At 72.6% G+C, this 13,628-nt stretch carries 10 protein-coding genes; 3 read left to right on the forward strand and 7 right to left on the reverse strand.

Annotation, left to right across the window (positions count from 1 at the left end):
- The coding region (locus AC07BS_RS34715) for a carboxyl transferase domain-containing protein (protein ID WP_478935528.1) at window positions 1–566 on the reverse strand (566 nt) is incomplete at its 3' end.
- A 243-nt stretch (window positions 567–809) separates the two neighbouring features.
- Window positions 810–3,200, reverse strand: coding sequence for a polysaccharide lyase 8 family protein (locus AC07BS_RS34720; protein WP_478935529.1), 2,391 nt, complete (start codon window positions 3,198–3,200; stop codon window positions 810–812).
- A gap of 156 nt (window positions 3,201–3,356) precedes the next feature.
- On the opposite strand from AC07BS_RS34720, the gene AC07BS_RS34725 reads away from it, so the two are divergent.
- Window positions 3,357–3,983, forward strand: coding sequence for a YceI family protein (locus tag AC07BS_RS34725; RefSeq protein ID WP_478643174.1), 627 nt, complete (start codon window positions 3,357–3,359; stop codon window positions 3,981–3,983).
- Here AC07BS_RS34725 and AC07BS_RS34730 read toward each other — a convergent pair.
- A complete protein-coding gene (locus tag AC07BS_RS34730) occupies window positions 3,961–5,514 on the reverse strand; it encodes an FAD-dependent monooxygenase (protein WP_478935530.1) in 1,554 nt (517 codons plus the stop codon). The two genes, AC07BS_RS34725 and AC07BS_RS34730, sit on opposite strands and share 23 nt — an antisense overlap.
- A gap of 83 nt (window positions 5,515–5,597) precedes the next feature.
- Here AC07BS_RS34730 and AC07BS_RS34735 point away from each other — a divergent pair, with 83 nt between their 5' ends.
- A complete protein-coding gene (locus AC07BS_RS34735; protein WP_478642185.1) occupies window positions 5,598–6,236 on the forward strand; it encodes a TetR/AcrR family transcriptional regulator in 639 nt (212 codons plus the stop codon).
- 71 nt (window positions 6,237–6,307) lie between these two features.
- On the opposite strand, the gene cimA is transcribed toward AC07BS_RS34735, so the two are convergent.
- The 4 genes from cimA to AC07BS_RS34755 all read right to left on the reverse strand — a co-directional run bounded on the left by cimA (window position 6,308) and on the right by AC07BS_RS34755 (window position 12,064).
- Complete coding sequence (gene cimA, locus AC07BS_RS34740; protein WP_478935531.1) at window positions 6,308–7,936, reverse strand: citramalate synthase; 1,629 nt, start codon at window positions 7,934–7,936, stop codon at window positions 6,308–6,310.
- A 282-nt stretch (window positions 7,937–8,218) separates the two neighbouring features.
- The gene (locus AC07BS_RS34745) at window positions 8,219–9,484 is read right to left on the reverse strand and encodes an MFS transporter (protein WP_478643176.1); all 1,266 of its coding nucleotides are present in this window, start codon (window positions 9,482–9,484) and stop codon (window positions 8,219–8,221) included.
- A gap of 242 nt (window positions 9,485–9,726) precedes the next feature.
- The gene (locus tag AC07BS_RS34750) at window positions 9,727–10,815 is read right to left on the reverse strand and encodes a branched-chain amino acid aminotransferase (protein WP_478642191.1); all 1,089 of its coding nucleotides are present in this window, start codon (window positions 10,813–10,815) and stop codon (window positions 9,727–9,729) included.
- A gap of 193 nt (window positions 10,816–11,008) precedes the next feature.
- Window positions 11,009–12,064, reverse strand: coding sequence for a 3-isopropylmalate dehydrogenase (locus tag AC07BS_RS34755; protein ID WP_478935532.1), 1,056 nt, complete (start codon window positions 12,062–12,064; stop codon window positions 11,009–11,011).
- A 128-nt stretch (window positions 12,065–12,192) separates the two neighbouring features.
- Here AC07BS_RS34755 and AC07BS_RS34760 point away from each other — a divergent pair.
- Window positions 12,193–13,628, forward strand: a 1,436-nt coding sequence (locus tag AC07BS_RS34760) for a purple acid phosphatase family protein (RefSeq protein WP_478935533.1), incomplete at its 3' end; no start/stop codon positions are given.

Here is a 13,628-nt window from a genome sequence, read left to right on the forward strand (position 1 = left end):
GCGGGGCTGTAGGCGGCACCGCCGGCGCACGGGCCGAGCATCACGCTGATCTGCGGGATGACGCCCGAGGCCTTGGTGTTGCGCTGGAAGATCCCGCCGTAGCCGGCGAGCGCCGAGACGCCCTCCTGGATACGGGCGCCGGCGCCGTCGTTCAGGGAGACCAGGGGGGCGCCGGCGGCGATGGCCATGTCCATGATCTTGTGGATCTTGGTGGCGTGGGCCTCGCCCAGCGCGCCACCGAAGATACGGAAGTCATGGGCGTAGACGAACACCGTCCGTCCGTGCACCGTGCCCCAGCCGGTGATGACACCGTCGGTGTAGGGGCGCTTCGCCTCCAGACCGAACCCGGTCGCCCGGTGCCGGCGCAGGGGCTCGACCTCGTTGAAGGAGCCCTCGTCCAGCAAAAGATCTATGCGCTCGCGGGCGGTCAGCTTGCCCTTGGCCTTCTGGGCCTCGGTAGCCCGCTCGCTCGGACCACGCCGAACCTGCTCGCGAATGGCATGCAGCTCGGCGACGCGCCCACGGACGTCACTCGCCTCTAGGGGCGCACCTTCGAGATTGCTCATGGATAGACGGTACGCGGCGGGGGTCCCGGAACATCATGTCGGTTCCACACAACGTCCTGCGCGATTTCGTGGGCAGGCGGGACAGAAGTGCACTGCGGCTCTCTCAGTTCCCAGCGTTCGAGAGGCGGTCCCGCGCTGTGGGGGCTCCACAAATGCGGCCGTCCCGGGTGCCCCCGATACGGCTCAGGGCGGTTGGGCCGTCAGGGGGAAGGGCCTCCCTCACGCGGCCGATTCCCCTTCGGTTCACCCCAGGTCCACCCGGCAGCCATGGGTGGCGCAGGCCGTGCCCGGGTCGACGCGCAGCCGCAGCCGGGGGCCGGTGGCGAGGACCGTGACGGCGGCGTCGTGGGCGGTGACGCGGCTCACGGGCCGGTCCCAGGTGAGCTCGAAGGGGGTGCCGGTGCGCGGGGGCTCGGCGATGTGGAGGGTGGCCGCGGGGCCGTGGCGGCGGACGAGGACGGAGCAGGGCGCGCCGGCGGTGAGGGGGCCGGCCGTGCCGGGCCGCCAGAAGTTGGCGGCCGTCAGACCGAGCGGGGGGAGGTGGACGGCCTGGACCCCGGTGGTGTTGGCGAGCACGGTGAGCCGGCCGTGGTCGGCGGCGCGGGCCTCGACGTCACGGAGGCCGGCACCGGGCATCAGGAGGTAGAGGTAGCCGGCGTCGTCGGGGTCGGTGCCGTGCGGGTGCCACAGGGTGAGGTAGCGGCGGGTGAGGGGGGCGGGGGAACCGCCGGTGTTGATGTCCCGCCAGGAACCGGTACGGCTCTCGCGCAGGGCGCGCAGCGGGGCGCCGTCCGGGAAGACGTAGCCGCCGTGGCCGGCCAGATGCGCCCAGCGGGCGCACTCCCACTCCCCTTCCCAGCCGTCGTCGGACGGCTGGGGCGTCCCGTCGACGGTGAGCGCGGGCGTGCCGTCGGCGCCGAGGTTGCGGTTGTCGACGACGGTCTCCACCTCGGCCGCGTCGCGGGCGGTGATGCCGGCACCGAGGCAGACGACGGCGTCGTCGGCGCAGAACCAGGACTTGCGCGCCTCCAGGGTGGAGCCGAGGCCCTTGAGGTGCTGCCCGATCGCCGCGTAGGTGCCGTCGGTGACACCGCCCACCCAGCGCACGTCGGGCCGGGGGGCTCCCCAGGCGCCGCCGGCGTTGTCGGCGAGCGGGAGCGCCGAGACGGTGGTGCCGGGGAGCCGGTAGGGGTCGACGGTGGGCCAGAAGGCGTCGCCGTACTGATCGCCGCCGTGCCGGGCGCCCCACCAGTAGGTCATGCCGGCGCCGGTGTGCCAGCCGCGGGGGTGCTCGCCGTTGCCGTTCTCGTAGTGGGCGATCCGGTCGGAGGCCATGGCGATGTTCACCGCCCAGCCGGGGCGGCGGTGGACGGCCCGGTCCATGGCGGGGAACAGCCGGTGGCCCACCGGCTCGGGGGCGGCGGGGACGGGTGCGGCGGCGACCGCGGCGAGGCGGGCCAGGTCGGCGACGCCGAACCGGGGGTCGGTGAGCAGCGGGGCGGTGGTGTCCCGGGCGGCCCAGCCCTTGATCATCGCGTGCCAGCGGTCCCGCTCGGCGGTGCTCGCGGCGGGCGCGAGCAGGGCGATGGCGGCGATGAGGGCGTGGCCGCGCTGGTGGTCGCTCTGCGGCAGGGGCAGCGGGTCCGCGCTCTGCGTGCCGCGGCTGACGGCACGGCCGGAGACGCTGTCCATGACCAGGCCGTTGTGGAGAAATGGGGCCCAGGCCCGCTCGACGCCGTCGAGGACGGTCCGCCGGAGGGGATCGGTGACCTCCCAGGGGGAGCCGCGCAGCAGGGTGAGGAGCCGGGCGAGGCCGTCGAGGAGCACACAGCCGTAGGTGCCGGAGTAGGCGACGGAGGAGTGCTGGACGAAGGAGCCGTCGGCGTAGAGGCCGTCCCCGTGGGTGACGTGGGGGAAGACGGGCGACAGGGCGTCGCGGGCGAGGGCGGTCTTCGCGGGGGCCGCGCCGAGGACGCCGCGCAGGGCGACGACCCGGCACAGGTCGACGCGGTTGGCGCCGGTGGAGGTGCCGGAGTAGGAGCCGAGCGCGGAGTCGGGGACGAAGTGGTCGACGGCGGCGAGGAGCCGCTCGCGGCGGGGCGCGCCGACGTCGTCGTGGAGGAGGGTGAGGGTGTCGAGGAGGAGGCGGGGGCTGCCGATCTGCCACTCCCACCAGTTGCCGTAGCGGGGGGCGCCGGGGTGGTAGACGCGGTCGTGGAGGTGGTCGAGGCCGGCGAGGACGTCGGCGGCCAGGCCGGGGTCGCCGGTGAGTCCCGTGCCGGGCCGGGCATGGGCCTCGGCCATGGTGAGGAGGCGGGCGAGGCTCCGGGTGATGCCGGCGGGCGGGTCGAAGGGGGCGTCGGGCCAGAGCGAGGCGGGGGCGGGGCGCATGCTCGCGCGGTGGGCGCGGGCCTGGTCGCCGGTGCGGCGCAGGACGGCGGCGTAGGGCTCGGCGGCGGGGTCGAAGCCGGTGCCGAGCACGAGGTCGCGCCAGCGGCGGCGCAGCACCGCGAACGCGTCCGCGTCCCCGGCGCCCTCCGCCCGCGAGGGGGGCACGGTGAGGCCGAAGGCGCTCGCGACGGTGGCGGCGAGGAAGCCGCGGCGGGTTCTCCCCGAGGGGGCGGACGACGGCACGGCGCACACGGTGGCACGCGGGCCCGGACGTGGCAATGAGCGCCGCCGGGGAGATCCGGCCGAAAATTCCCCGCCCGAATAAGTTGAAAGTTGAACCAGATCGGTCTATCGTCAATCTCGTTGAAAGTTGAACTACAACTCGACCTGGAGCACACCATGGGCTTCTTCTCCCGCAAGCAGAACACCGCCACCTCCTCCGCCGCCCCCGTCGCCGTCCTCGACGCCGACCCCGCGCTGGCCGCGCTGACCGGCGACTACACCATCGACCCGGCGCACAGCAGCATCGGCTTCACCGTGCGCCACGCCATGGTCACCAACGTCCGGGGCGCCTTCACCGAGCACGAGGGCTCGCTGCACCTCGACGGCTCCGACCCCTCCCGCTCCACCGCCGCCCTCGACATCAAGGTCGGGAGCGTCGACACCGGCATCAAGGACCGTGACGCCCACCTGCGCGGCGGCGACTTCTTCGACGCCGAGGCCTTCCCCCTGATGTCCTTCCGCTCGACCGCCGCCGAACGCCTCGGCGGTGACCGCTATCGCATCACCGGCGACCTCACCATCAAGGACGTCACCCGGCCGCTGGCCATCGACCTGGAGTTCAACGGCTCGGCCACCGACGTCTACGGCAGCGAGCGCGTCGGCTTCGAGGGCGGCGCCGAGATCCTGCGCTCCGACTGGGGCCTGACCTGGAACGCGGCCCTGGAGGCCGGCGGCGTGATGGTCAGCGACAAGGTGAAGCTGACCTTCGACATCTCCGCCGTCAAGACCGCGCCGCAGGCCTGACCGTGCGGTGCCCGCGACCGAGGCGCAGCAGACGGTCCACGACCTCCGCGCCTCGGTCCACGCCCGCGCTCAGCGCGATGTGGTTGTCGGGCCGCACCAGCACGAGGCCGTCGCCCTCGATCCCGTACGCCCGCCGCACATGGCCGTCGCGATCGTCGACCGCGCACGTGGTCAGCAGGCCGGCGCACTTCTCCCCCGCCTCCGCCAGGGCCCTCGCGCCGCCCTCGCCTATCCCCAGCAGAGTGAACCGCGGTCCGGCGAAGACATCGAAGAGCCGCTTCGCGGCGCCGGTGACCGCGTCCCGGAAGGGCGCGTCGGGCGCGCGCCCGCCCGCCATGGCGCCGTCCCACGCCAGCGACCCCCAGCCGTAGCCGACGCCCAGCGTGGTGACGTCGTCCGTGACGACCGCCTCCGTACCCACGCCCGGCTTCCGCACCCCCTCGACCACCGCGCGCAGCCGCTCGTCCGTGAGCTTCAGCGTCCAGGCCGCGACGGGGAGCCGCTCCTCCTCGTAGGTGTCCAGCAGCCCGGGCCCGGCCAGGCCGCGCACGACGAGCGCCAGCTTCCAGCCCAGGTTGAACGCGTCCTGGATGCCGGTGTTCATGCCGAGCCCGCCGGCTATGGAGTGGACGTGCGCCGCGTCCCCGGCGAGGAAGACCCGGCCGACGCGGAAGCGGTCCGCCATACGGACGTTGACGCGGTAGGTGGAGAACCACGTCGGGTCGGTCAGCCGCACCCCGGGCACCCGCGCGCACTTGTCGAAGAGCCGCTGGAAGCTCTCCAGCGTCGGCGGCAGGGGCCGGCCCTCGGCGTCGCGCTCCGGCGAGCCCTGCAACTGCCAGTGGTCGCCCTCCCGGAAGGGGCAGAGCAGCAGCGCGGCGTCCTCGTCGAACCACTGGTGCCAGAAGGCGGGGTCGAGCCCGTCCACGCGGACGTCGCCGACCACCATGCACTCCTCGTCGTCGGTCCGGCCCTCGAAGGCCACGCCCAGCGCCTTGCGCACCGGGCTGCGGCCGCCGTCGCAGCCGGCCAGATAGGAGGCCACGACGCGCCGCCCGTCGGCCAGGGTGGCGACGACGCCGTCCTCGTCCTGGGTGAACCCGGTCAGCTCACAGCCCTGTTCGACCTCGACGCCGAACGCGGCGAGGCCCTCCCGCAGGATCTCCTCGGTGCGCCACTGCGGGATGACCACCCCGCTGGCGTAGGGGGCGTCGGGCGTGGGGACGCGGTCCCCGAAGGCGATGTGGTCGGCGACCGCGACGCCGTCGCGGTACTTGCGCAGGGCGATGTGCTCGATGCCGGAGGCCGTCGCCTTCTCCCCCAGCCCGAAGTCGTCGAGGATCTCGCGGCTGCGCTGGTTGAGGCCCTTGCCGCGGGAAGCCCGGTGGAACACGGGCGACTTGTCGATGATCCGCACACCCACCCCGGCCCGGGCGAGCGAGAGGGCGAGGGTGAGGCCGCTGGGGCCGGAGCCCACGACCAGGACATCGGTGGAGGTCACGCCGGCAGAAGTCACGTCGGTGGAAGTCATGTCCTCATGAAAGACCGGTCCCGCCGAAAACGCAACCTGGTAACAAAAGATTCCGGGTAAACATCACCTGGTAGAGTGAGACCGTGAGTGACGAGCCAGGACTGCGGGAACGCAAGAAGCAGCGCACGCGCCAGGCGCTGTCCGACACCGCGATCGAGCTGTTCCTCCGCCGCGGCTTCGACCAGGTGTCGGTCGCCGACGTGGCGGCGGCGGTCGAGGTGTCCAAACCGACCCTCTTCCGCTACTTCCCGGCCAAGGAGGACCTGGCGCTGCACCGCATCGCCGACCACCAGGGCGAGGCGGCGCGGGTCGTGACCGACCGGGCCGGCGGCCAGGCCCCGCTGGACGCGCTCCGCGCGCACTTCCACGCGCGCCTCGACGCCCACGACCCGATCACGGGCCTCAACGGCGACGCCCGGGTCAAGGCGTTCAACGACATGCTCTACACGACACCCAGCCTGCTGGCCCGGCTGGTGCGGTACTCCGACCGGGACGAGGAGCTGCTCGCCGGCGCCCTGGAGGCGGCCGGCGGCGGCGACGCGCTGACGGCCCGGCTGGCGGCGGCGCAGATCATCACCGTCCACCATCGGCTGGCGCAGGAGAACTGGCGGAAGCTGGCGGCGGGGCGGAGCGTGGCCGACGCCCTGACCGAGGCTCATCTGGAGGCCGATCGGGCGTACGACCTGTTGGGGGCCGGGCTGGGGGCGGAGTACGACCGGTAGGTGGGGGGCCGGGGGTTCCTTCCCCCACCCCGCCCCTTCCCGTAACCGGGGCTTCGCCCCGGACCCCAGGGCTACTCCTGCGGCTCCACCCCCGCCCTCCTCAGCCCGTACGCGTACGCGTCGTCCAGTGCCTGCCACGATGCCGCGATGACGTTCTCCGCCACGCCCACCGTCGACCACTCGCCGTTCTCGTCGCTGGTCGAGACCAGGACGCGGGTGATCGAGCCGGTGCCGAGGCCGCCCTCCAGGATGCGGACCTTGTAGTCCGTCAGCTTCAGTGAGGCCAGCTGCGGGTAGATGCGTTCCAGCGCGACGCGCAGCGCGCGGTCGAGGGCGTTGACGGGGCCGTTGCCCTCCGCGGTGGCCACGATGCGCTCGCCCTTGGCCCACAGCTTCACGGTGGCCTCGTTGGCGTGGGTGCCGTCGGGCCGGTCCTCGACGATGGCCCGCCACGACTCCACGCGGTAGTAGCGGCGTGCCCTGCCCTCGACCTCCGCGCGCAGCAGCAGTTCGAACGAGGCGTCGGCCGCCTCGTACGTGTAGCCCGCCAGCTCGCGCTCCTTGACCCGTGCCACGACGCGGCCGATCAGCTCGCGGTCGCCGCCCAGGTCGATGCCGAGTTCCTTGCCCTTGAGCTCGACGGAGGCCCGGCCGGCCATGTCGGAGACCAGCATCCGCATGGTGTTGCCGACCCGCTCGGGGTCGATGTGCTGGTAGAGGTCCGGGTCGACCTTGATGGCCGAGGCGTGCAGCCCCGCCTTGTGGGCGAAGGCCGAGACCCCCACGTACGGCTGGTGGGTGGCGGGGGTGAGGTTGACGACCTCGGCGATGGCGTGCGAGATCCGGGTCATCTCGGCGAGCTTCCCGGGGGGCAGCACCGGGCGGTCGTACTTGAGCTCCAGGGCGGCCACGACCGGGAAGAGGTTGGAGTTGCCGACGCGTTCGCCGTAGCCGTTGGCGGTGCACTGCACGTGCGTGGCGCCGGCGTCCACGGCGGCCAGGGTGTTGGCCACCGCGCAGCCGGTGTCGTCCTGGGCGTGGATGCCCAGGCGGGCGCCGGTCGCGGCGAGCACCTCGCGGACGACCTCCCCGACCTGGGCGGGCAGCATGCCGCCGTTGGTGTCACAGAGGACGACGACGTCGGCGCCGGCCTCGTGGGCGGCGCGCACGACGTCCGTGGCGTAGCCGGGGTTGGCGCGGTAGCCGTCGAAGAAGTGCTCGCAGTCGACGAAGACGCGGCGGCCGTGGGCGCGCAGGTGGGCGACGGTGTCGCGGACCATGGCGAGGTTCTCGTCCAGTGTGGTCCGCAGGGCGAGGGCGACGTGCCGGTCGTGGGACTTGGCCACCAGGGTGACGACGGGGGCCTTCGAGTCCAGCAGGGCGGTCACCTGGGGGTCGTCCTCGGCGCGTACGCCCGGCTTGCGGGTGGCGCCGAAGGCGACGAGCCGGGCGTGCCGGAAGTCGATCTCCTCGCGGGCGCGCCGGAAGAACTCGGTGTCCCGGGGGTTGGCGCCCGGCCAGCCGCCCTCGATGAAACCGACGCCGAAGTCGTCCAGGTGGCGGGCGATGGTCAGCTTGTCCGCGACGGTGAGGTTGATGCCCTCGCGCTGGGCGCCGTCGCGCAGCGTGGTGTCGAAGACGTGGAAGGCGTCGTCGGGGCCGTGGACGGTTTCGTCGGGGCCGTCGGTTGCGTCCGTCATGCTGCTCTGACTCCTGTGAGGATCTCGGTCTGCCGGAATGACCGGTTCCACCGTCCCCCTATGATCCCTCGCCCTTGCGTGTCCGGTGGGATGGTCCGGAAACGCAAAAACCTCTCGCGGGTGCGAGAGGTCTGCGCGCGGGTCTGGGACGACGGTGTCCGCGGCGTACGGGGTGGTGTACGGCGCGGTCACTGCGGACCGGCGCGCCTGCTGCCAATAATCGTGGCGAACGGGAGCATGGGGGCATGCTGGCACAGGTCCGGTCCCCGGTGCGGGAGAGTCTCAGGATGCGGGCACTTTGTCCGTCTCCACCACACCCCCGGTGGACCCGCCGACCCGCTTGAGGTCGATGTCGCGCGTCTCGCGCATCGTCAGGTAGACCACCAGCGACACGGCCGCGCACCCCGCCACGTACCAGGGGAAGCCGGATTCCAGGCCGCTCTTCTTGAACCACAGCGCCACGTATTCCGCCGTCCCGCCGAACAGCGCGTTGGCGATCGCGTACGGCAGGGCCACCCCCAGCGACCGTACGCCCGTCGGGAACAGCTCGGCCTTCACGCAGGCGTTGATCGACGTGTAGCCGGTGACGATCACCAGGGCCAGCAGCGACAGCCCCAGCGCGGGCCAGAAGGAGTCCGCGTGCCGGAGCATCGTCATGATCGGCACGGTGAGGAAGGTGGAGCCGAGGGCGAAGGTGATCAGCAGCGGCCGGCGGCCGATCCGGTCCGACAGGGCGCCGGCGAGGGGCTGCAGACAGGCGAAGACGATGAGCGCGCAGAAGCTGACGAGCGTCGCGGTCTCCTTGGGCAGGCCCGCGGTCTTGGAGAGGTACTTCGTCAGATAGGTGGTGTACGTGTAGTACGCGACGGTGCCGCCCATGGTCAGCGCGATCACCAGGAGCGCCTCGCGCCGGTGCCGCAGCAGCGCGCGGATCGTGCCGCGGTCGGCGCTGTGCCCGTCGGCCTCCTCGTACGCCTCCGTCTCCAGCATGGTGCGCCGCAGGTAGAAGACGACGGCCGCGCCCAGGGCGCCCACGGCGAACGGGATGCGCCAGCCCCAGCTGTGGAGCTGGGCGCCGGTGAGGGTGTGCTGCAGGATGATCAGGAGGCCGAGCCCGAGGATCTGCCCGGCGGTCATCGACACGTACTGGAAGCTGGAGGCGAAGCCGCGCCGGCCGGGCGCGGAGGCCTCGGTGAGGTACGTGGCGCTGGCGGCGTACTCGCCGCCCACCGAGAGCCCCTGGAGCAGCCGGGCGACGAGCAGCACGGCGACGCCGCCGTAACCGGCGACCGCGTAGGTGGGGGCGACGGCGATGAGCACGGCGGACGCGGACATCAGGGTGACCGTCAGCGTGAGCGCCGCCTTGCGGCCGCGCCGGTCGCCGACGCGGCCCAGCAGCCAGCCGCCGACGGGCCGCATGAAGAAGCCGACGGCGAAGATGCCGGCGGTGTTCATGAGGTTCGCGGTGTCGTTGCCCTTGGGGAAGAACGCGTCCGCGAAGTAGAGGGAGAAGCTGGCGTAGACGAACCAGTCGAACCACTCGACCATGTTGCCCGCCGAGCCGACCCAGATCTTCTTCCACTGCCGTGCCGGCGGCGCTTCCTCCGCCGGTCCCGACCCGTCGTGCTGTGTCTGTCCCTGTCCCATGGACGATCACGGTGACGGACCGGCGGGGCACGGACAAGGGCCTCCGGCACAACGATCCCGCCTACTTGCGTGCGTTGTGTTCACGACAACACACGCAAGTGGCGGGTGATCGGTGGAGCGACGGGTGTGCCCGCGGCGGGGCCTCAGCCCAGGGGGTGCATCCAGCCGTGGACGTCCTCGGCCGCGCCGGTCTGGATGTCCAGCAGCGCCTTGCGGAGCTTCAGGGTCACCTCGCCGGGCCGTCCGTCGGAGTGGGTCCACTCGCCGCCCTGGGACTTGACGTGGCCGACCGGGGTGATCACGGCGGCGGTGCCGCACGCGAAGACCTCGGTGAGGGTGCCGTTCTCGGTGTCGCGCTTCCACTGCTCGGTGGAGACGCGGCCCTCCTCGGACGTCAGGCCCATGTCCCGGGCGACCTTCAGCAGGGAGTCACGGGTGACGCCGGCGAGCAGCGAGCCGGTCAGCTCGGGGGTGATGATCTTGTCCCCGTACACGAAGTACAGGTTCATCCCGCCCATCTCCTCGACCCACCGGTGCTCCAGCGCGTCCAGCCAGACCACCTGGTCGCAGCCCTTCTCGGCCGCCTCGGCCTGGGCGAGCAGGGAGGCCGCGTAGTTGCCGCCGGTCTTGGCGAAGCCCATGCCGCCGGGGACGGCGCGGACGTAGTTCTCGGAGAGCCAGACGGAGACGGGCTTGACGCCACCGGGGAAGTACGCGCCCGCCGGGGAGGCGATGACGAGGAAGAGGTACTCGTTGGCCGGCTTCACGCCGAGACCGATCTCGGTCGCGATCATGAAGGGACGCAGGTAGAGCGACTCCTCGCCGCCGTGCGCGGGCACCCAGGCCTCGTCCTGGCGGACCAGCGCGTCGCAGGCCTCGATGAACAGCTCGACCGGCAGCTCCGGCATGGCCAGCCGGCGGGCCGACGCCTGGAAGCGCCGGGCGTTGGCGTCGGGCCGGAAGGTGGCGACGGAGCCGTCGGGGCGGCGGTACGCCTTGAGCCCCTCGAAGATCTCCTGGGCGTAGTGGAGCGTCATGTTCGCCGGGTCGATCGACAGCGGCGCGTACGGAACGAGCTGGGCGTCGTGCCAGCCGCGGCCCTCGGTCCACTTGATCGTCACCATGTGATCGGTGAAGTGGCGGCCGAAGCCGGGGCTGGCCAGGATCTTCTCCCGCTCGGCGGCGGGCAGCGGGTGCGACGAGGGCTTGAGCTCGATCGTGGGCGTCGTCATGAATGCGTGTCCTTCACCTTGATGTGTGACGGACCGCGCTCATCTCCGTCCCGGCGTGTACGAGGACGTCTGAGCTTCGCCTCATATCGCGGCCCCACGTTCGATTATCGCTCGTGAGGTGCCCGACGGAAAACGTGTGTGCGCGGCCGGGAATCGATGGTGGCACCCGGCCGCGCTCCGGGCGGGCGCCGGGTCAGCCGGTGGCGGTGCCGGCGAGTACGCGGGCCACCAGCGCGTCGCCGACGCGGTCGGTGCTGCGGAACGAGTCGTCCCGTTCCGTGACGTCCGCCGTGACGGCCGCCTCCACCCGGTCCGCCTCCGCCTCGTAGCCGAGGTGGCGCAGCAGCAGGGCCACCGACAGCACGGCGGCCGTCGGGTCGGCCTTGCCGGTGCCCGCGATGTCGGGCGCGGAGCCGTGGACCGGCTCGAACATCGAGGGGAAGACGCCCTCGGGGTTGATGTTGCCGGAGGCGGCGAGGCCGATGCCACCGGTGACGGCGGCGGCGAGGTCGGTGAGGATGTCGCCGAAGAGGTTGTCGGTGACGATCACGTCGAAGCGGCCGGGGTCGGTGACGAAGAAGATCGTCGCGGCGTCGACGTGCAGATAGTCGGTGGTGACGTCGGGGTACTCGCGACCCACCCGGTCGAAGATGTTCTTCCACAGGTGGCCCGCGTACACGAGGACGTTGTTCTTGTGCACCAGCGTCAGCTTGCGGCGGGGGCGCGACCGGGCGCGCTCGTAGGCGTCGCGGACCACGCGCTCCACGCCGTAGGCGGTGTTGACGCTCACCTCGGTGGCGACCTCGGCGGGGGTGCCGGTGCGCATCGAGCCGCCGTTGCCGGTGTACGGGCCCTCGGTGCCCTCACGGACGACGACGAAGTCGATCTCCGGGTCGCCCGCGAGCGGGGTAGCCGTTCGGGGGAACAGCTTCGCCGGACGCAGGTTGACGTAGTGGTCGCAGGCGAAGCGCAGTTTGAGCAGGAGCCCGCGCTCCAGCACGCCCGAGGGGACCGACGGGTCGCCGACGGCGCCGAGCAGGATCGCGTCGTGCTGCTTGAGGGAGTCCAGCTCGACGCCCGTGAGGGTCTCACCGGTGGCGTGCCAGCGGCGGGCACCGAGGTCGTACTCCCGGGTCTCCAGCTTGACGTCCGAAGGGAGCACGGCCGTGAGGACCTTGAGGCCCTGGGCCACTACTTCGGGGCCGATACCGTCACCGGGGATCACTGCGAGGCGAATGCTGCGAGACATACCCGGACCGTACTCCTCGTCCCGATGGATGACACGCACCGTCCATATTACGGACACGATGCCTGCCGGACAGGCCACGTTCGGGCGAACCGGGTGCCCGGAGCGTGTTTTCTGGGGACCTTCCCGGCATGGACACACCACGGGTAGGAATCCCCGACCGGCTGGCGCGCCGGATGACGATGGCGGAACAGCACGAGTACCTGCGCGCCCGGCTCACCCGCCGCGGCGTCCTGCGCGCCGGTGCCGTCACCGCGGGCGCCGTCACGGCGGGGGCCGTCCCCGCCACCGGTCTGCTGGGCGCCGGGCCGGCCGCGTACGCCCGGCCGCGCACCCCCGGCCCCGTCACCGCCCCCGGCCTCGTCACCGCCCCGGCGACGGCGAGAGTCGACGGCTCGCTCGTCGCGCCCTTCGGCCGGCACCTCGCCTTCGGCGCGGACCCGCGGACGCAGATGCGGATCTCCTGGCAGGTGCCCTTCGCCGTCCGTCACCCGCACGTACGCGTGGGCACCCGGCCCTGGGAGCTCGGCGAGCGGATCGCCGCCGAGGAGCGCGACCTCCACACCCCGCCGCTGACCGGGAAGCTCCCGGCCGTCGACCAGGTCTATCTCCACGCGGCCCTGGACGACCTGACCCCGGGCACCACCTACTACTACGCCGTCGGCCACGACGGCCACGACGGCGCCGACCCCCGGCACCTCGCCGCGATCGGCACCTTCACCACGGCCCCGGCGCACCCCGAGCCGTTCGTCTTCACCGCCTTCGGCGACCAGGGGGTGAGCTACCACGCCCTGGCCAACGGCCAGCTGATCCTGGGCCAGGAGCCGGCGTTCCACCTCCACGCGGGCGACATCTGCTACGCCGACGACAGTGGCGCGGGCAAGCCGGCGGACGTCTACGACGCCCGGGTGTGGGACCAGTTCCTGGCCCAGACCGAGCGGGTGGCGTCCCGGGTGCCCTGGATGGTGACCACCGGCAACCACGACATGGAGGCCTGGTACTCCCCCAACGGCTACGGCGGGCAGAGCGCCCGCTGGGCGCTGCCGGACAACGGCTTCGACCCGCGGCACGCGCCGGGGGTCTACTCCTTCGTCCACGGGAACGTGGCGGTCGTCGCGCTGGACGCCAACGACGTCTCGTACGAGATCACCGCCAACGCCGGCTACAGCCGCGGCCGGCAGACCGCCTGGCTCGACCGCCGGCTCCGGGAGCTGCGCGCCCACCCGCACGTCGACTTCGTGGTGGTCTTCTTCCACCACTGCGCCTTCTCCACCACCCGCGGCCACGCCTCGGACGGCGGGGTGCGCGCCGCGTGGCTGCCGCTGTTCGAGAAGCACCGGGTGGACCTGGTCATCAACGGCCACAACCACGTCTACGAGCGCACCGACGCGCTGCGCGGCACCCGCGTCGGCAAGGCGGTGCCCATCGGCGAGACCGTGGACCCCACCCGCGACGGCATCGTCTACGTCACCGCCGGGGGGGGGGGGGGGGGGGGGGGGGGGGGGGGGGGGGGGGGGGGGGGGGGGGGGGGGGGGGGGGGGGGGGGGGGGGGGGGGGGGGGGGGGGG

The organism is Streptomyces sp. NPDC044063 (assembly GCF_056434285.1).